The sequence below is a fragment of the Paenibacillus amylolyticus genome, from assembly GCF_036894225.1.
Lineage (GTDB): Bacteria > Bacillota > Bacilli > Paenibacillales > Paenibacillaceae > Paenibacillus > Paenibacillus amylolyticus.
The window spans coordinates 1,785,569-1,803,980 of sequence record NZ_CP145892.1 but is presented as its reverse complement, the minus strand read 5'-3'; the positions used below and the strand labels follow the sequence as shown (position 1 = coordinate 1,803,980).

General features: G+C 42.2%; 17 protein-coding genes. 4 read left to right on the top strand and 13 right to left on the bottom strand.

The window, feature by feature from the left end; translation table 11 throughout:
- Window positions 1–211: 211 nt before the first annotated feature.
- Entirely contained in the window at window positions 212–799 is a 588-nt protein-coding gene (locus V6668_RS08085) for an NAD(P)H oxidoreductase (protein ID WP_036610508.1), read from the top strand.
- A 129-nt stretch (window positions 800–928) separates the two neighbouring features.
- Here the strand turns inward: V6668_RS08085 and V6668_RS08080 are convergent, their stop codons facing one another.
- The 6 genes from V6668_RS08080 to V6668_RS08055 form a co-directional block, all read right to left on the bottom strand.
- Entirely contained in the window at window positions 929–1,570 is a 642-nt protein-coding gene (locus V6668_RS08080) for a FusB/FusC family EF-G-binding protein (protein WP_036610511.1), read from the bottom strand.
- 296 nt (window positions 1,571–1,866) lie between these two features.
- On the bottom strand, window positions 1,867–3,483 hold the full coding sequence (locus tag V6668_RS08075) for a xylulokinase (protein ID WP_036611069.1): 1,617 nt from the start codon (window positions 3,481–3,483) through the stop codon (window positions 1,867–1,869).
- Window positions 3,484–3,603: 120 nt separating this feature from the next.
- Complete coding sequence (locus tag V6668_RS08070) at window positions 3,604–4,071, bottom strand: GNAT family N-acetyltransferase (protein WP_036610514.1); 468 nt, start codon at window positions 4,069–4,071, stop codon at window positions 3,604–3,606.
- 42 nt (window positions 4,072–4,113) lie between these two features.
- The gene (locus V6668_RS08065; RefSeq protein WP_036610519.1) at window positions 4,114–4,770 is read right to left on the bottom strand and encodes a hypothetical protein; all 657 of its coding nucleotides are present in this window, start codon (window positions 4,768–4,770) and stop codon (window positions 4,114–4,116) included.
- A gap of 192 nt (window positions 4,771–4,962) precedes the next feature.
- On the bottom strand, window positions 4,963–5,835 hold the full coding sequence (locus V6668_RS08060) for a carbohydrate ABC transporter permease (RefSeq protein ID WP_036610522.1): 873 nt from the start codon (window positions 5,833–5,835) through the stop codon (window positions 4,963–4,965).
- A gap of 16 nt (window positions 5,836–5,851) precedes the next feature.
- Window positions 5,852–6,709 (bottom strand): ABC transporter permease, encoded by an 858-nt coding sequence (locus tag V6668_RS08055; RefSeq protein WP_179086446.1) that lies wholly within the window; start codon window positions 6,707–6,709, stop codon window positions 5,852–5,854.
- Window positions 6,710–6,985: 276 nt separating this feature from the next.
- Here V6668_RS08055 and V6668_RS08050 point away from each other — a divergent pair, with 276 nt between their 5' ends.
- The 3 genes from V6668_RS08050 (at window position 6,986) to V6668_RS08040 (ending at window position 12,450) form a co-directional block, all read left to right on the top strand.
- Entirely contained in the window at window positions 6,986–8,797 is a 1,812-nt protein-coding gene (locus V6668_RS08050) for a sensor histidine kinase (RefSeq protein ID WP_338708111.1), read from the top strand.
- A 228-nt stretch (window positions 8,798–9,025) separates the two neighbouring features.
- Window positions 9,026–10,636: a response regulator transcription factor gene (locus V6668_RS08045; RefSeq protein ID WP_338708110.1), complete on the top strand. Its 1,611-nt coding sequence runs from the start codon at window positions 9,026–9,028 to the stop codon at window positions 10,634–10,636.
- A 134-nt stretch (window positions 10,637–10,770) separates the two neighbouring features.
- Window positions 10,771–12,450 (top strand): ABC transporter substrate-binding protein, encoded by a 1,680-nt coding sequence (locus tag V6668_RS08040; protein WP_338708109.1) that lies wholly within the window; start codon window positions 10,771–10,773, stop codon window positions 12,448–12,450.
- A gap of 126 nt (window positions 12,451–12,576) precedes the next feature.
- On the opposite strand, the gene V6668_RS08035 is transcribed toward V6668_RS08040, so the two are convergent.
- The 7 genes from V6668_RS08035 to V6668_RS08005 all read right to left on the bottom strand — a co-directional run bounded on the left by V6668_RS08035 (window position 12,577) and on the right by V6668_RS08005 (window position 18,367).
- Window positions 12,577–13,161: a hypothetical protein gene (locus V6668_RS08035; RefSeq protein WP_143781017.1), complete on the bottom strand. Its 585-nt coding sequence runs from the start codon at window positions 13,159–13,161 to the stop codon at window positions 12,577–12,579.
- Window positions 13,162–13,178: 17 nt separating this feature from the next.
- Complete coding sequence (locus tag V6668_RS08030) at window positions 13,179–13,787, bottom strand: hypothetical protein (protein ID WP_051449644.1); 609 nt, start codon at window positions 13,785–13,787, stop codon at window positions 13,179–13,181.
- A gap of 444 nt (window positions 13,788–14,231) precedes the next feature.
- A complete protein-coding gene (locus V6668_RS08025; protein ID WP_036669386.1) occupies window positions 14,232–14,831 on the bottom strand; it encodes a hypothetical protein in 600 nt (199 codons plus the stop codon).
- 205 nt (window positions 14,832–15,036) lie between these two features.
- Window positions 15,037–15,345: a hypothetical protein gene (locus tag V6668_RS08020; RefSeq protein ID WP_338708108.1), complete on the bottom strand. Its 309-nt coding sequence runs from the start codon at window positions 15,343–15,345 to the stop codon at window positions 15,037–15,039.
- 36 nt (window positions 15,346–15,381) lie between these two features.
- Entirely contained in the window at window positions 15,382–15,555 is a 174-nt protein-coding gene (locus V6668_RS08015; RefSeq protein ID WP_338708107.1) for an aspartyl-phosphate phosphatase Spo0E family protein, read from the bottom strand.
- Window positions 15,556–16,168: 613 nt separating this feature from the next.
- Window positions 16,169–17,173, bottom strand: coding sequence for a hypothetical protein (locus V6668_RS08010; protein ID WP_338708106.1), 1,005 nt, complete (start codon window positions 17,171–17,173; stop codon window positions 16,169–16,171).
- Window positions 17,174–17,359: 186 nt separating this feature from the next.
- On the bottom strand, window positions 17,360–18,367 hold the full coding sequence (locus V6668_RS08005; protein WP_338708104.1) for a hypothetical protein: 1,008 nt from the start codon (window positions 18,365–18,367) through the stop codon (window positions 17,360–17,362).
- Between the last annotated feature and the right edge of the window lie 45 nt (window positions 18,368–18,412).

The window sequence follows — 18,412 nt, the reverse complement described above, 5'->3', positions numbered from 1 at the left end:
GAAGCATGATCTTTTTTTCTGCTATTTTTTCCATTATTCAAATCTATTTCAAGGCATTCATTTAGGGTACTTTGATGTTCCTATGGCACTTCATTCTTCCTATAGAACATCAAAGTGCGTACTTCCAGATGTTTTCATACCTGTTTATAATAGCATCAGCCACTGATTTATGGCTACAAGACTGCAATCCAGAAAGGTAGTGAAAGATAAGATGAACGTACTCGTTGTAGTATCCCACCCAAGAAAAGACTCCTTGACCTTTCAGGTAGCTCAACGTTTTGCACAGGGTCTTACCGATGCCGGTCACGGTTATGAGATATTGGATTTGCATGGAATTGGCTTCGACCCAATTCTCCGAGAGATGGATGAACCAGACTATACCCAAGAAACTCAGGTGTTCTCGCCTGAGGTTGAAACCGAGATGAAGCGATTGAAGAAACACGATGCTGTGGCTTTTGTGTTTCCTCTCTGGTGGTGGCATCTGCCAGCCATTTTGAAAGGTTATGTGGATCGTGTCATGAACAACGGATTTGCCTACGGCGCGAACAAGCTCTCTCATAAGCAGATATTGTGGATCTCTCTTTCGGGTGTGACGGAAGAACAGATGCATAAGCGCAACTATGGTCAATCGATCACCAACCTGCTCAATGTGGGAATTGCCGATTACTGCGGCGTGTCCCAATCGAGGGTTGAGTTTTTATATGAAACGTTGGAATCCAAGCCTGAGCATTATGAGGCACTGCTGAACCATGCACATCACTTGGGACTGAACTATGTCAACGATATTCCGACTCCATGATCGTATGAGAAAAAAGGTGTGAACCTAATATGAATTCTGAAGTTTAGTGGTACGTTCAATAGCGGATTACTATACTTGAACACGGCAAAAAGGTCGCTCCGAAGAGCGACCCTGCCTGTGTGTCTTGCATTATTTTACTGTCGAGAGAAGAAACTTCTCCAGCATAGTGATATCGGTAATACTATGGTTGCAAGCTGTGTTATCCATGCATACGTACTGGGCAATGGAAGAAAAGTTATCCGGCGAATGAGCCTTGGTCTTCACGTTGAAGAATCCGAGCTCCTGATGACGATGACAGAACATGCAGTACCCCTTTTTGTTCGTAGGTGTAATCCGTCCCTCAATACCGAGGAATCTGCCTTCGTACGGGTACACGATGAACAAACGGCTCGTCGCAATGTCAGTCCATCTCAGATAGGTTGTGTGTGCGTAATCGATGGATTCGAGATCGGGCACTTTGAGCTTCTTGGCCTTTGGAAAAAGCTTCTGAATCTGCTTCGCTGATACTTGCGGATATGGAATCAGATATGATTCGAGCTGGTTCAGATACGTCTGCAATTCATGTGTCGTCTCATACGTGGATAACTGCTCCAGCAGTTGCTTCTGCTCCGAAGTGAGTTCATCGAAGATGCTCACCGCATTTGTGCCGACCGTATAACGGACGGTTTCCAATACTTTGGGATCCACAACCGAGCGTAGCGTTTTAAGCAGGAAATCAGCTTGTTTTTGAATATAATTAAATTGATGATTCTGAATAAATGGTGTTTGCATGGCGTTCAGCCCCTTATTTTTATTGGAAGAACAAATAAGGTGCAAAGCCTGCGGGATGTAACATTATGTTGATGTTGATTCCAGGGCAACAATCTCATTTTTGTCGCGCCCTACACAAAGTCCGCCCCTATTCAGGCTTTGCGTAAGGCTTTCTAGCGAACGAGCAATCCGGCATTATCCATATTGCCACGTCATAACCCCCAATGCAGTAGATATACAGGAATTATAGCAGGGCAGCATAGTGTAGGCAACGGGCTTCGTTCCAATTTCCTCTGTTCAAGAAATATGATTACATCTCAGGCTTTCTTCCCATTCTCCACGAAATGATCTACCGCTGACTGCTCAATGGCCAGTCCTTCCGTGTAACGCTCCATGAACAAGGCAAATCCATTCACATCCGTGCTATTTGGAGAAACCTCTTGTCCTTCTGCATCAATAAACACCTTGGTAGTAAGGTACTCCGCCAAACCCTCGTGCTGCTGCTTATTAACCATGTAGGAAGCCAAAATAGCCATTCCCCATGCGCCACCTTCACCAGCGGTAGACATGACCGACACGGGAATATTCAGTGCGGATGCGCACATTTTTTGAGCGACTAGTGGGGTTTTGAACAATCCGCCATGCGCCCAAATGTGCTCAATCGTTACGTGCTCCTTCTGTGTGAGAATATCCAGCCCGAGCCTTAGTGCAGCAAACGCAGCAAACAGATGGACTCTCATAAAGTTTGCCAGGTTGAAGCGGCTCTCTGGAGAACGTACGAACAACGGACGACCTTTTGCAATTCCTGTAATGTTCTCGCCTGAATAGTAGCCATAGCTCAGTAAGCCACCGCCATCAGCGTCAGCTTTCAGTGCTTCATTGAACAACACACTGAATAACTGGTTCATATCGGGCTTCTGTCCCATCGCCTCATAAAACTCACGGAACAAGTCGACCCAGGCATTAATATCGCTGGAGCAGTTATTCGCAAGAACCATAGCCACAGGATTGCCATCAGGTGTAGTCACGATGTCAATCTCAGGGTATACCCTAGATAGGTTTTTATCTAATACAATCATGGCAAAAATCGATGTACCTACGGAAATGTTACCCGTACGTTTTTGGACGCTATTCGTAGCAACCATGCCTGTTCCAGCATCGCCTTCCGGAGGGCAAAGTGGAATATTGGATTCCAGATTACCTGATGGATCTAACAGTCGGGCACCAGCTTCACTAAGATATCCGGCATGTTCACCGGCAGTGTACACTTTAGGTAAAATATCTTTAAGATTCCACGTGTAGCCTTTGTCGGCAATTATATCGTCAAACTTCTTCAACATATCTTCATGGTATTCCAGTGTGGATTCATCAATTGGGAACATACCTGAGGCATCCCCTATACCAATAGCTTTACTGCCAGTTAACAGCCGATGTATGTAACCCGATAACGTCGTAATATAATTGATGTTCGTAACATGCTCTTCTCCGTTCAAAATCGCTTGATACAAATGTGCGATGCTCCAGCGCTCTGGAATTTTAAACTGGAATTTCTCGGTTAGCTCTGATGCAGCCTTACCCGTTGTGGCATTACGCCATGTACGAAACGGAACCAATAACTCCCCTGTTTGATCAAGTGCAATGTAACCCTGCATCATAGCAGAACATCCGATTGAGCCAATTTTTTGTATCGTTACACCATAATTTTTTTCAACCTCTTGCTTTAATTGATGATAGGTTTGTTGCAACCCATGAATCATTTCATCCATAGGGTAAGTCCAGTAACCGCCAATCAATTGATTTTCCCACTCATAACTGCTTGAACAGATGGTATTAAAATGGTGATCCATGAGTACAGCTTTGATTCGTGTGGATCCAAATTCAATACCTAGCGAAGTTTCTCCCCTGACTGTTGCTTGTTTCAAGTTTTGATCCATCATCGTATTCATCCTCTCTCAATTTGGAATTCGCCCGATTCGGAAATAGTTGATTTGAATAGCCCAAATCAAGGTGTAAATTTCATGAAGAAAGAGCAGGATTGGAGCTGTAACGGACAATTACAAAGTTAATACCGCCTGTACTTCGCCACATGCCAATATTTCACCGGTTTGAATAAAACCAAGAGAGTCATAAATTTTCTTCGCAACTACATTTTCAGGTTTGTAGGTGAGTTCTACAACTTTGGCTTTTCCACGTGGAAAAGTTCTCGCATACTCGATTGCTTTTACTACCATTTCTTTACCATATCCCTTACCTTGGTATCGCTGGTCAATCATCATCTTGAAGATGCCATAACTGCTATATTCAAAATTGCCATCCCCGTCATCATAGTACATCGAAATAAAACCTACCATATTGTCTTCCTTATAGACTGCAAAAGTAATAATAATCTGCCCCTCATCTGAGGCCACGTACGCTTCAGCAAGTGCATGTTGGTTCGAGGATATGAATCTTTGTTGATCTGGAGTGACTTTAAGTTCAATACATTCGATAAAATTATCCCAAGTTATTCTTCTAAATTCCATTTTGAATTCCCTCCCGCACTCATCATCATTACTATTTTCTTCCTATTTTGTTGCACTAATATAGCTCAATTTAAAAATACGATCATACATATATGTGTAAGAATCGTAATACTCAAGCGCCTTTTTTCTCTCTTCGTGGAAAGACTTTAATCTTTCCTTGTCCCCGGTATGAACATAGGCTATTAACTCAGTACTCGCTTTTTTATATGATTCCACACTATAACCCGCATCAGAAAAATCAAAGGAATTATAGTCTTGTACTGGAGTAAACACCTCTGGACGGATCCAGCCCTTAAATTCGGCTTCCTTTATTAACTGTTGTAATCTGGAGATGTCAACTTGCTCTTCTAATATTACTTTACTAAGAACATCAACCACTTCTTGCTCGATCTTGATGAATTTGCTTGTGAATTCATGATTGGAAAGATGCATCTCTATTAAATTTTTGGTGTAATGAGAATAACTATTCACTAGATTAAGCTTGGAATTCTTATACTCTACCGCAAATCTTGCATCACGAAGAACACTGGCCGGGATATAAGCACGATTTTCAATTATTTTGACTTCTGTCCCTGCCCTGGTCTTTAGTTCTTTTCCATTCAAAAATATACTTATCTTCTGTGGTGCGCTTGTCGCTGCAAAAGCAAGAGAAGCGCTTACTAACGACAAAGCAAGAGTAACAATTATTATTTTTTTCACTTCGTACACACCCTCTGATATGAATAATAAAGATAAGTTTCAATCAGCTATCATCGTACCATTTTATTCAAATAAAGGTAATACACTACATATATGCAACGTTCTTTATCCATACACAAAAAGAAGCCACCTCCCTGGCCTTCCCCAGTTCAGTGACTCCATTTTACAATCCTATTCATTCCCTACATTTAACTACTCCTTAACAGCCCCAACCACGATCCCAGTAACAAAATAACGTTGCAGGAACGGATACACTAACAAGATCGGCAGCGCGCTGATAAAGATCTGCGAAGCCCGAATCGTCCGTTGGGACAGGTTCTTCACCGCTTCTGGATCAAGCTTCGACATATCCGCTTGCACGATGATCGTCTGCATGAATGTAGCCAGTGGAAGTTTTTCCGCATCACGGATGTAGATGATTCCGTCAAAGTATGCGTTCCAATGCCCAACCATCATGAAGAGCGAAACCGTTGCAATAACGGGTACCGAGACAGGCAGATAGATTTTGATAAACGTTTTAAAGTGTCCTGCTCCATCGATGAATGCCGCTTCTTCCAGATCCTTCGGAACGGTACGGAAGAAATTCAGCAACAGAATGATGTTAAATACCGCAACCAATCCTGGCAGGATCAAGGCCAGCAATGTGTTCATCAGTCCCAGCTTCAGAATCAGGATGTACCCCGGAATGAGGCCACCGCTGAACAGCATCGTGATGACAAAATACCAGAGATAGATGTTACGTGCGCGGAACACCCGCGTCTCTTTGGAAAGTGCATAGGCTGCAATCGTATTAACGATTAACGCAAGTCCAGTACCAAGTACCGTCCGCTCCACAGATACCCATAAGGAGGAGAGGAAGTTGGTATTGGCAAATGTCTTCGCATACGCCTCCAGTGTAAATCCAATTGGCCAGAACGTTACGAGACCAGCATTTGCAGGTGCGGATGCGCTAAGTGATACCATGAGCAAGTGATACAAAGGCAGCAAGCAGAGCAGTGAAAGGATGGTCAGGAACACATTGTTGAATATGCTGAATATGCGGTAAGGCATCGTTTTATGATACATTCGTTTGTCATCCTTTCTAGAAAATTCGATATCCGGCGAATCGGTAAGCCAGTCGGTACGAGATCACAATCAGGATCAGGCTGATGACCGATTTGAACAGATTCACAGCGGTAGCGAAACTGAACTGCCCACTAAGCAGACCTTCTCTATACACAAACGTATCGATAATATCTCCTTGTTGATAAATTAACGGACTATATAAGTTAAAGATCTGGTCAAAGTTGGCGTTAAGCACATTACCCAGTGCCAGCGTTGCGATTACGATTCCAATGGGAATCAGTGCCGGGATGGTAATATACATCGTTTGCTTCCAGCGTCCTGCACCGTCCACCTCAGCCGCTTCATACAGAGCCGGGTTAATGCCGGACAATGCCGCGAGGAAGATGATTGTGTTGAAACCAAACTCTTTCCAGACATCACTCGCAATAATCGTGAACCGGAACCAGCTGCCATCCCCCAGGAAGAAGATCGGCTTGATACCAAATACGGATACCAGGAACTGATTGACAATACCCGTCTGGGCCAGAATATCGATCAGGATACCGGATAACGTTACCCATGACAGAAAGTGTGGTAGATACACGAGCGTTTGAATCGTTCTTTTCAGCGCCATCTTCCGTACCTCGTTTAGCAATAAGGCGAAGACAAACGGAATGATCAGATTCATGACAATCTTCGTGCAGGCAAAAAATAGCGTGTTCCACGTAATTTGCAGGAAGTAATCATTTTCCCACATGTACCTGAAGTGCTTTAGTCCTACCCATTCGGAATTGAAAAATCCCAGTGCAGGTTTATAATCCTGAAATGCCATCAAAATCCCGGACATCGGAATGTATGAAAATATAAAGACCATAATGGCCGCCGGCAACACCATGAAGTGCAGAATCCATGGCTGTTTATAGCGTTTTTTTCTCTTTTTATCCAGCTTGTTCCCAACGTTTGCCTGCGGAACCCGCTTACCCTCCAATTTAGCCTCCATAGCACTGCTCCTGTTCCCAAAAAAAGTTTTTGTGTGTGATGGGGTTCTCTGATATAAATAGTATCAAGCCATACTGAGGTCTGCTATATAACATTGTTAGGCTTGATAGTGTTTTGTTAGGGCCATCCTAGGAAGAGGTTAATTTACACACGAATTTAAAGGAGACTTTTCATGTATATATGGAAGCGCTTAATGCCTTTTCAAAATAAAACCAGATCCCGATTCAGTCTATTCGCCAAAATAAACTTGTTAATTGTGGTCTTATTCATCCCCATTCTGATCATGTACACCTACTCGAATAACGTCACCTATGATGTCGTCAGCAAAGAATTGCAGATCTCCAACACAAAACAGCTCACGTTTCTGTCCAGTCAGATCGACTCCCGTATCAATCAGATGATGGATTTCAGCCTGATTCTCTCCCGAGATCCGAATGTCAGAGCCTTCAACGGCCTGAACATGTGGGATGATCGATATGACCGGATGCAGACCCGTTATGTGATACAAGAGAAGATGACGCTGCAAACCGGCGTTACGGATATATGGCCCACCCGATATGCGGTGCATTCACAGCAGAATAAGGATGTCATCGCCAACTACAACCAAACGACAGGGTATGATGAGGCGTATTTGAAAAAAAATATGAGTGGACGATGGACCTATGGGGATCAGGGTTCCGCATCACAGGACGAACTGAACTCCTTCTATTGGTTCTATACCGATTCCTTGGCACAGCCGGGGATGCTCACGGGAAGTAATCTGGTGATTGAAGCCAGCTTCAGTTATGAGAACATTCAGAATATGCTGGATACGTATAAAGCCGGCGGACAAGGTGATCCTTTCTTATATCACAAAGGAAATGCACCCATTCTGAATCGCAGCGCGGACAAACAGTTATCCGCAGCACTCACTCAGTATCTGGATACGCACTCGCCAGAGGATACCACACAGGACGTGGTCGAACTGAACGGAAAGAAATATCTGGTTAGCTCCGTGAAGTCCACCTATCTGGATTGGCATCTGGTTGACGTCATCCCGCTGTATCAGATTTTGAAACCCATCTCGCTCAGTCAGAATCTGTTCTACACCTGTATGATTTTGCTGCTGGTGGTGGGTATCTCTGCGTCAATCCTGCTGTACCGAAATGTTCAATATCCGATCAAAAAGCTGATCAAAGGTTTACGCCGTGTAGAGCAAGGGGATTATTCTGTCCGACTGTATAGCAAAAACCAGAATGAGTTCTCATTCCTGTTCCGCCGATTCAACGATATGTCCCATCAGATTCAAGATCTGATCGAAAATGTATTCCATGAGAAAATTAGAGCCAGGGAAGCTACGCTGAAGCAATTACAGGCGCAGATCAATCCGCATTTCCTATATAATTGTCTTGGTTATATCATCAACATGGCCCAAATGAAGGACGAGCAAGCCGTCGTCTCCATGGCGCATAACCTAAGTGCGTATTATCGCTACACCACCCGTATGGAACGGGAGACGTCGTCGCTACAAGAAGAGATCAAGCTGCTGATCAACTATCTGGATATCCAGAAGCTGCGCAATGGTCGCATTGAGTATCACATCGATATCCCTGAAGATATGCTTGCCCAGTCGGTGCCACGATTAATGCTTCAACCGATGGTCGAGAATTCCGTCATACACGGCGTGGCGAAGTCCTATTCATCCGGGGAAATCCGAATTACCGGGGAGCGCTTGAATGGTTTTGGCCGAATATACATCGACGACGATGGTCCAGGCCTAAGCCCGGAACAGTACGAAGCGCTAAACTTGAAGATGCAGGAACCTTTACAAGAAGAAATGGGCTGCGGCCTTTGGAATACGCACCAACGAATCACGCACCTGTTCGGCAGTCATTCCTACCTCCTATTCGGCCCATCCCCACTTGGCGGATTCCGAACCGAAATCATCTGGGAGATACCAAAAGAGGACACAGATTCCGATAAAGGTAGTACAGATATGAATTGATATCGATACTAACGATAAGTTGACATTTGATTTTGAACAAACCATTTACACGTGAACGCAGAGGACAGAAAAAACCTGAAGAAACGAAGTGTTCGCCTTTACCCCCAGATTTAAACCTTATAAAATTCATTCAATAAATCTGGGGATAACAGCGATCGGAAGGTTATTCTGTCATCGGAGTGGCAAGTGTAAATATGCCTTAGTTCAACCACCAAGGGAGACATTATAATGCAAATGATGATCGTAGACGATGAAGCACACTGGGTCGATAACCTGTCCATGACCAAGCCATGGCACACGCTGGGGATCGAACATGTGCATAAAGCATACTCGGCACACGAAGCACTACAAATGATCGACACCCACCCCATCGATATCGTGATCTCGGACATCCAGATGCCCGAAATGACAGGCATAGAACTAATCGAACGCATCCGCATCCGGGACAAAAAAATAAAATGTATTCTGTTATCCGGGTATTCCGAATTTGATTACGCCAAAAAAGCCATCCAGTTCGAAGCCGTAGACTATCTGCTGAAGCCGCCCACTGACGATGAATTAATGGGTGCTGTGCAGAAAGCCATCGATCAATTGAACAACGAATGGGAACTGGTCAGCTCACTGACACGAACGCAGTTTACATTGCGCGAGAATCTCCCCCATTTGCGAGGACGACTGCTCCTTGGGACTTTGCAAGGACAACGAATCGCCGCTGCCGAATGGGAGCGGAAACTCGCCAATTATGATCTCCCTTTTCACACCGGGGATGCCGCGTTAATGTTGGTTCGTTTGGAAGAAGAATTCGGACACTATGACAGCAATGATCAGACCCTGATCGAATATGCGATCATCAATATGGCGGAAGAGATTATGGGTGAGTTTATAGAGGTGTGGGGCGTCAAGGAGGAGCACGGATATCTGGTGTTTTTGCTTCAGTTGAAAGAACGGAAAGGCGATATTGGCAAAGAAACCATTCTGGAGAAGCTGTCCATTCAGCTTCAATCCAAAGTAAAACAATTTCTGAAAGGCTCCCTCTCCATCGTTATCACCGAGTGGTTCACCTTTCCGGATCAGCTCTACGATCGTTTCCGTCAGGCTTCCGCTTACTTCCGGCAGATCGTTGGCGATGAACGCGAATTTGTCATGCGTGTCAGCGATGTCGAGACACCTGCGGCACAAGGTCCCTTGGATGTACTGTACACCCCACCCACCTTTATTAGTTTGCTAGAGAGCGGACAGTGGGATGCCGCCGAAGAGAAAATACGCGCGGTCTGCGCGGAACTGGATGAGAAATGGTCGGAATCATGGGAGCATTGCATGGAGGCAGGTTTTCTTATTACGGCTTCATTCACCAATATTGCCCACCGGAACAAGCTGACTCTGACCACTTTAATGGGAAATGATGTCGAGGGTTTGCAAAGTGGGGAAGTTTTCGCTACCATCAGCAAATTGCGGAAATGGTCGCTCAGTGTGCTGGGCAAACTCAAGGAAGGTACGTCCAACGAGATCAAGGACATTCGTTCCGAGTATGTGAAGAAGATTCAGGATTTTACAGATAAGAACCTGCATCTGGATGTGTCTTTGCGTGTACTGGCTGACCATGTCAATCTGCACCCGACGCATTTGTCCAAGATCTATAAGATCGAAACGGGCGAAGGTATCAGTGATTATATCTCGCGCCTGCGTATGGATCGGGCCTGCCACAAGCTGGTGACGACCACCAAAAAAGTGTACGAAATCAGCATGGAAATTGGCTATTTGGACCCGGCTTATTTTATCAAAGTGTTCAAGCGTCAATTCGGCGTTACGCCGCAAGAATATAGAGACCAGCATAAATAACATGACTGAAAACCGAATTTTTTGAACTTTCACTAATAGAGTCCTATCAAAACTAAAAAACTCATATAGATGCACTCCCGCACAAATTGGTACAGTTACACTGTAAAGATCATACACCGTAGGGGGATTGAACAATGATCAAATTCAAAAAAACATGGTGGTCACTGCTCATGGTTATCGCGCTCATCACGATCACTGCGTGCGGCAGTGGCGAGACAGCCAGTGACAATGGTAATAATACGCCGGGAACTGTCGGCTCAGCTGAAGCAGAAGCTGCTTTTGCTAAAGGAAAATATGACCCACCCATCGAGTTCAGTTCGGTATTAATGCCGAAGAAATACGTGCAAGGAGATACCAAAGAAAATAACGTGCACGATCGCTGGATGCTCGAAACGCTGGGTATGAAACATAAAGATACCTGGTATCCGGCCAATGACGATCAATACAGACAAAAGCTGCAACTGGCAATCGCCTCTGGTGAGAAACTGCCTGATTTCGTTACCGTACCCACCAATGCGGTACTGACGAATCAGCTGATCGACTCCGGTCAATTCATCGCTATCGATGAGTTGTTCGACAAGTACGCGAGTCAGACTCTGAAAGATCACGCAGCAGCACATCCTGAACTGTGGTATCCGTTCACCAAGGACGGCAAGAAATACAATATGCCGATCATGGAGTACACCGATAACGATGATACACTGCTCTGGCTCCGCGAGGACTGGATGGAGAAGCTGAACCTGGAAGCTCCGAAAACCATCGCAGACCTTGAGAACATCATGGACAAATTCAAAAACGAAAACCCGGACGGTCTGTCTCCAGACAAAGTATTCCCTCTGGCGATCTCGCTGAAAAATAACACCAACACCTGGATGGGTCAGCTCGACTGGTTGTTCGGTGCATACGGCACAATCGAGGAGCAATGGAACAAAGACGCAAACGGCAACCTCGAGTACGGCTCCGTTAACCCGGGTGCCAAACAAGCCCTTGCCAAGCTGGCTGAATGGATGGATAAAGGTTATATCCACGCTGACTCCGCTCTGTGGGACGAAGGCAAATCCGCTGAAAGCTGGACAGCTGGCAAAGCGGGCATTCTGCCTGGCGCAAACTGGGTACCGGACTGGCCTGCACCTGACCTGCTGAAGAACGTACCTGGCTCAAAGTATAAAGCTTACCCTGTTCCAGCTGGCCCAGACGGCAAGATCGGTACGAAGTGGCAGAACTCTGGTGTCAACGCAAGTATCATGATCAACAAGGATGCGAAGCATCCAGAAGCCATCTTCCTGTACTACAACTACATGCTCGATAACCTGGCTAACCCGGCTGCGGGCAGTGAGTATGAATACGGCTTCGCCAAAGGTTATGACTGGGATATCATTGACGGACAACCGACCAGTGACAAAGAGAAGATCAAAGACTTCTCCAACGAGTTCCCTTTCCTGACCGGCCCAGCACGTATCCCGGATCTTTACATGAAAACACTCGTGAAGCTGGCCAACGGCGAGAAGCCTGAAACACCTTACGAGAAACAAATGGCCGAATTCCGTAAACCAGAAAACTGGTATGCAGGTAAAGTCGTTATGTCCCAGATCGACGTCCGTAAACAAAACTATTTCACTGGCGCTGCAACACCAACCATGGTATCCAAATGGAACCTGCTCCGCCAGTCCGAGATGGAAACCTTCAACAAAATCATCTACGGCAATCTGCCAATTGATGCCTTTGACCAATTCGTCGCCAACTGGAAATCCAATGGCGGTGATCAGATCACGCAAGAAGTGAATGATTGGTTTAAGTCGGTAAGTGCGAAGTAAGAATTGGATTTTGGAAAAGTAGAGCATTAAAACCCGAGCCGAAGCGAGTTATTCACGCTTCGGCTCGGGTTTTTAAGTGTAGATCAGGGTCGCTTGCCCTCTGTAATTCAAATAATATCCATTGTGCTACTTAAAATACTTTTCACTTACCTCGTTATATAAGGCAGAATAATGTTCATCTTTTTCGGCAATATCCAGATCACTAGTGGATTGAATACTCATATTACTTTGACTTTCCGGGTAAACATATTTCCCCTGATGGTTGCCGATGATCTCATATGAACCTGAAGGTTCCTCTGGACTTTGATATAAAAACAATAGATAGTTTTTGCCCGACGTTAAAGGTTGATACAATTCATTTGGATATTTTACATATGCACCTGCCACATCTCTCCACTTGGCATAGTATTCAACTACGTTTAGTTCCTCCCCCTCCTTCACTTCACCCTTGTATACTTTCTTCACTTTTATATTTGAAAATGTACGTGTGTCCAATGGATACTTATCCTTTTGATCTAATTCAACGATTGAATTCGTTTCCTCTTCCCAATCAGCCTCCACAATTACAGTAGCTAATGATTCTACCTCAGAAAGAGCGTAATTGTGGTAATCTGCATCTGGACGTAGTTCTTGTGCATTTAAATGCTTATATCCAAAAAAAATGCTAACCCCCATCACAGCTATAACTCCTGCCATTATCCACTTTTTCACGTCAGCACCTCCAAAGTTTAATTTCCATATTTCTCTTTTATATTTGACTTATCATAGGTCTGTACAACATAGTATCCATTATCCCCTTGTTTCATTATGGCGTTAGAAGTAGTATCTGGATGTTTAAGTCCTAATGAGTGTCCCAATTCGTGTAGGAATATTTTTTTCTTTAAATTAGCACTCTGAAACGAATACCCTATTTTTGTATTTGAATCCGTGTTGGTATTGAATTCAATTATGGAGTCTTTCCAAGATCCGTTCCAATCACACGAGTAACCCCATATAACACTATATTTATAATTGCAGGTTTCAGCCCAGTTACCTGTAGAACCAAGATTCTTTCCAATAATATTGATTCTTGCAAAGTGTGGTGTTTGATCTAGACTTGATTGTTCATAAGGCTTTGCCAAGCCTACTTTGGAGGATACACCATTCCATCCGGTATACCAACTTTGAAACGAACTTAAATTGGATGACATACTCGACCCTACTGCTATACCTAAACTGGTTGTACTAGTTGTATCCCATGATCCGCTATAATAATCCGAGCTTGCTGCCTTTACAGATGCTGTAATGAGGAATGCAGCCATTAAACAGGTTAACATTACCATCCAACGTTTCTTCAAAATATTCACCTCTCCGTATAAATTTGTTCAGCATTTGATGAAATACAAAACATACTAAATTTCCTTGTGAAATTAACTAAGCCCCCCTTTTAAAGAACGAGTCTCAAAAGTTCTATCTTTAAAATAAAATAGAACCTTCGAGCTTTTAGTAAGTCCACCTTCATCCTGATAATTTAACAAGCATATTTATTGTAAAAGAGAGCATGAAAATCTCTCTAATCACAATCTGAATCTGCACTGTCATTTAACGAATACAAGCAGCTTTCTCGCGATAACTAAATGTTGAACCCTCTATTTATATAAACGTAACATATATGGAAAATGTTTACTTAATTTTGTGTCTATTTTGTGTCTAATGGAATTCGGAAATTTTCTTTTTTATGAACACTAGGTCAACTTCCATTAGTTTTCGTTTGCCAAATAAAAGAACCACGATTAAACACTTCAAAATACAGCAACTTTAACAGAATCCGTACCCATAATTCGGTTTCCATTTTTCTCTTCTGATCCGACCTCAATACCAATTTTTAATGACTCAGAGGGGGACATACCCTTTTGATCTGGACTTAACTCGATCACAATCGTTCCAGTGCCTCCGCCATTTGCTATGTAATTTCGTTCTCTCCCAATCTCAATCATCGTGCGCCATGAAGAGTCATCAGAAGAATTCATCCAGGTGGATACATACTCAGCAGGCTTTAACTTCGATTGATGTTCAGGATAACTGCTGGTGATACTTGAGACACTCCATTGATCAGGGATATAAAATGCAACACCACCCCAGTCAACGGGGTCAATCTCTACATGGGCTACTATTTTGATATGATCAATATGCTCCTTCTCACCTTCAACGAATATCGACCCTTCTGTCATAGTCTTTAAATTCGTTGATTTGGCATCCAGATCAAAGTTTTTGACGTGAATGATATTGCCATTAACCACTGGCTCATTGGCTTCTTTTTTGTCCGTATTCAAAAAAAAAAGAATAAACACAATCGCAATAAACATAAAAAGCAAAATTAAGTATTTAGATATTTTTTTCATATAACCATACCTCACTTCTGCCTTTGTTTGTTTAAGCTTAACACATACTCAATGCCCTCCTTTCCTTAATTTAGAATTTGGAAAAGTAGAGCATTAAAACCGGAGCCGAAGCGATAGATTCAAGCTTCGGCTCCGGTTTTTAAGTTAAGATTGGGCAGCTTCCCATTAGGCAGCTTCCCCTGACTTTTGGGTTCGCCTTAGTGGATCAAGCCTCTGTATCGGTCTCCTCTGGCATCGACTTCGACTGACCCAGCAAGGATACTGTGAGCTGAATGCCATCTCGTAGTCCCTGCATATACAACCGCTCATTTTCTATGCCTTTGCTAACAATAAAACGATTCTCCCACTCGTTATATTCAGGTGTTTGCTCGACATCTTTACCTGCAAACAAAACTTCAAATGCTTCGTCTGTTCCCCCACGTACTCGACTCAGTTCAGGATCATGTTCAAGCCGGGCAGTCACCTCATCCAGCCTTGCTTGAATCGCTTGTTGCATCCACGGTGGAAATTCCATTGCTTCTCCTCCCCTACGCATTTTGTACCTCTCTCATCATCTTACAACTCGGTTATGTCTCGCCTTCATCTCACTCACTTGGGCCACCAGTTCATCCACCCTCCGGCTCTGTTCCTGAACCTCAGGGTTCTCCCACAACGGAATCGCTTGCTTCAAGGATGCCTCTCCAAGTTGATTAAGCTTGCGCCGTTCCTCTTCCAAATAAGTCAAGCAAACGGCTCATACATCCACCTCTCTGATGGGTCTAACTGCACCATGTCTTGTTGAGACTAGACGTGAACAGTCAATTTTAAAGCGATTATCTATACCCGATGTTGAATACTAATATTTTCATCTAAACCAAATTTTAAGATAAACTATGATTACTTTAATGCGGCAGTCGAATTAAAAATAAAAAAACACCGATATAAACTTTCGGTGTCAATAATAAGACGAACTCTCAGCTTCCTATCTAACCTCACAGTCACAGCAATTTCACTTGTCTGTTAAGAAATTTCTCCCCCCTCCAACCAAGGCTTTAAAAAGCTCCTACTCGATCCTCCATTAATCTCATCCTCAACTTTCAAATGTGTTGTATCTTTTGTTTTGTTTAGGGGTTTTGTTTAACGTTCGGGTATCTACGAGCCCTCACTGCCTTAAAGGAGCGTAGCGACTGGCCGCGATGCGGTTAGGCTGTGAGGGTTGTCTGCTGAATATACTTCCTAGAATTTCATCTTGCAGACCAAGGAGCATCAGCTCCGCAGCGTAGATGAATTGTTATCCGATGCCCCTTCTTCTAGGATATACAACCTCTATTTTTCCCTACTTTTATTTGCAAGTTTTTTTAGAATTCAAAGTCTAAATTAATGTCATCAAAACTATATGAGTTAGATTTTTTCATTTTAAACTTTTGATTTAGATTTTCAGCCCCAACATGCACTACTAAACTTTTTATCAAGAGATTATAAATAAAAATCTCCTTTAACACTTCATAAGTTTCTTCTTTATTTACTTTACTCATATTAGAAAGAATATGCTTCGAAATGAACTTCTGTGGTTCGAGTCTTAATTCAATATACTGGTAAACATCATAATCACTAAACTCCTTATCTTTCGCAGTTTCCATTAAATATTCATAGAATCCATTTATACTTCTTTGAGATTGTATAACCTTTATAAATCCCTCAACTCTTTTATGTTCTATGAACTTCTTTAGATAGAATACAATCACGAAAACAAAGACAGTAAAAACAATAATATTTAAAATTGATTTGTCTAAAGGAGAATATTTTAAAATTTTGCCCGTAATTTGCTCAATTTGTGTCAACACTGCAATTAACGTCGAAAGTACAATAGTTATTCCTAATACTTTAAAGTTTTTTGAGGTTGGTCTATATGTTGATATTAATTCATCAGATTTCTCCGAAATTTTACTTGTTCGTAAAGTTTTCATTTCGCTTTCCAGTGATTTTACTTTATTTGATAAATTAATGCTTGATGATTGAAGAAATAGAATCTCATTCTTATATCTTTCCAATTCTTTTTCATTTTTTATCATTTCTTGCCGTCTCTGAAGCATTTCAAATTCTTTGTCATATACAGTTAGTTCCTTTGGGTTAATCATCCTATCTTTATTTATATAATCTGATAGTTCATCTAAGTATTTATAACAATCCTTAAACCTATTCTCAGCAGCTGATTTTTCATCTTTGTCAATAAATAAATCAGGATGAGTTTTAGATCTGTATTGATATAATTTTTCATATAAATCACTTGGAGTAATTTCATAATCGATATCTAGAAATTCCCTTACTGTTTGAATTATTTCCGAACTCAAAGAAATTGACATCTAAAATACACCTCGTAATAATTTATTTGTATCTCCAAGGGGTTTCGGATAACGTTCTTGTATTCACGACGCCCGACGGAGTCGTATGTGTCCGGCTACTTCTACCTCCTTGAAATCACTCTGCCGGACCGAGGGCGTATGCCCGATGTGTGAATAATATGTTATACGCTGCCCCGGCTTCATCGATCAAGCTTCAATACTCTTTACTTTATCTCTATGTTTTCGTCTTAATTCAATTACGCTATTTGGAAACTCAGAACATCTATCTTCCCAATAGCGATCGTTTGTTAGGATTAGGAAACTTCTAACAACTCCACACTGAGTCCATCTACTTTCTTCTTCGTCAATACCTATATTGTTCTCATAGAAAACTTCCTGCTCAAATTCAGGTAATAATCCCTTGACTTTAATGTATGATTCATTCAATTCTTCTAAAGAAACTTCGTATTTCATTAATTCGTCCAATAAATCTATAATATCATCGGTGTCTTTAACTCGATCTGGAAAATTAAAGTCCAAAAAAGCTTGGAGACTATCTAAATTTAGTTCTTGAACAAGATTGAATTGTCCATTGTTAATCATACTATTACGATATTTTTCACGCTCTGCTCGAAGCATTTCAAATCTATCGTCTGCGATCTCAAACAATGCACTTAATTGAAATAAATTTCTCTGAAATAATTCTGGAATATGTTCTTTCTTTTTGTAAGATAGCTTATGAGAGATATCTGCCCAAGCATGCATCAATATCGTTCGTACTTGAATTTCAGCTTTTATACCTTCTAATCCTCTGTAATTGGGAACGTTTAACCACTCGTGTCTTAGCGTTACAACGAAATGATGAGATCTATATCCAAATTTGTCTGGTTCAAGATTATCAACCTTATCTTCTGAATTCACAATGACAAATTCTTCGGCTATTATTTTTTTAATTTGCAAAATGTCAGAAGGATAGTAACAAACAATACGTAAACCACAAATATCTTCAATTTGATCAAATGGTTTTTTATATTGTTTCCGATCTATCTTATCGAAAAATGAATCAAACTCTTTAACTCTTGAATATACGTCTAAATATGGGATACCACTATCTTTAAGTAAGAATTTTAGAGATTCGGTTATATTGAACGATAGCCGTTGATATAATGGATTAGCTTTCAAAAATTCTTGTTTTAAGGTTTCTTTGTTTTCCATTTAATTTATTCCTTCCAAAATAGTTTTTTTGGATTCATGGGTTGC

Excerpts from the sequence above, each read along its gene's own strand:
- V6668_RS08085 (WP_036610508.1), top strand. The coding sequence starts at position 212 with ATGAACGTACTCGTTGTAGTATCCCACCCAAGAAAAGACTCCTTGACC.
- V6668_RS08080 (WP_036610511.1), bottom strand. The coding sequence starts at position 1,570 with ATGCAAACACCATTTATTCAGAATCATCAATTTAATTATATTCAAAAA.
- V6668_RS08075 (WP_036611069.1), bottom strand. The coding sequence starts at position 3,483 with ATGGATCAAAACTTGAAACAAGCAACAGTCAGGGGAGAAACTTCGCTA.
- V6668_RS08070 (WP_036610514.1), bottom strand. The coding sequence starts at position 4,071 with ATGGAATTTAGAAGAATAACTTGGGATAATTTTATCGAATGTATTGAA.
- V6668_RS08060 (WP_036610522.1), bottom strand. The coding sequence starts at position 5,835 with ATGTATCATAAAACGATGCCTTACCGCATATTCAGCATATTCAACAAT.
- V6668_RS08055 (WP_179086446.1), bottom strand. The coding sequence starts at position 6,709 with ATGGTGTTGCCGGCGGCCATTATGGTCTTTATATTTTCATACATTCCG.
- V6668_RS08050 (WP_338708111.1), top strand. The coding sequence starts at position 6,986 with ATGTATATATGGAAGCGCTTAATGCCTTTTCAAAATAAAACCAGATCC.
- V6668_RS08045 (WP_338708110.1), top strand. The coding sequence starts at position 9,026 with ATGCAAATGATGATCGTAGACGATGAAGCACACTGGGTCGATAACCTG.
- V6668_RS08040 (WP_338708109.1), top strand. The coding sequence starts at position 10,771 with ATGATCAAATTCAAAAAAACATGGTGGTCACTGCTCATGGTTATCGCG.
- V6668_RS08025 (WP_036669386.1), bottom strand. The coding sequence starts at position 14,831 with ATGAAAAAAATATCTAAATACTTAATTTTGCTTTTTATGTTTATTGCG.
- V6668_RS08020 (WP_338708108.1), bottom strand. The coding sequence starts at position 15,345 with ATGGAATTTCCACCGTGGATGCAACAAGCGATTCAAGCAAGGCTGGAT.
- V6668_RS08010 (WP_338708106.1), bottom strand. The coding sequence starts at position 17,173 with ATGTCAATTTCTTTGAGTTCGGAAATAATTCAAACAGTAAGGGAATTT.
- V6668_RS08005 (WP_338708104.1), bottom strand. The coding sequence starts at position 18,367 with ATGGAAAACAAAGAAACCTTAAAACAAGAATTTTTGAAAGCTAATCCA.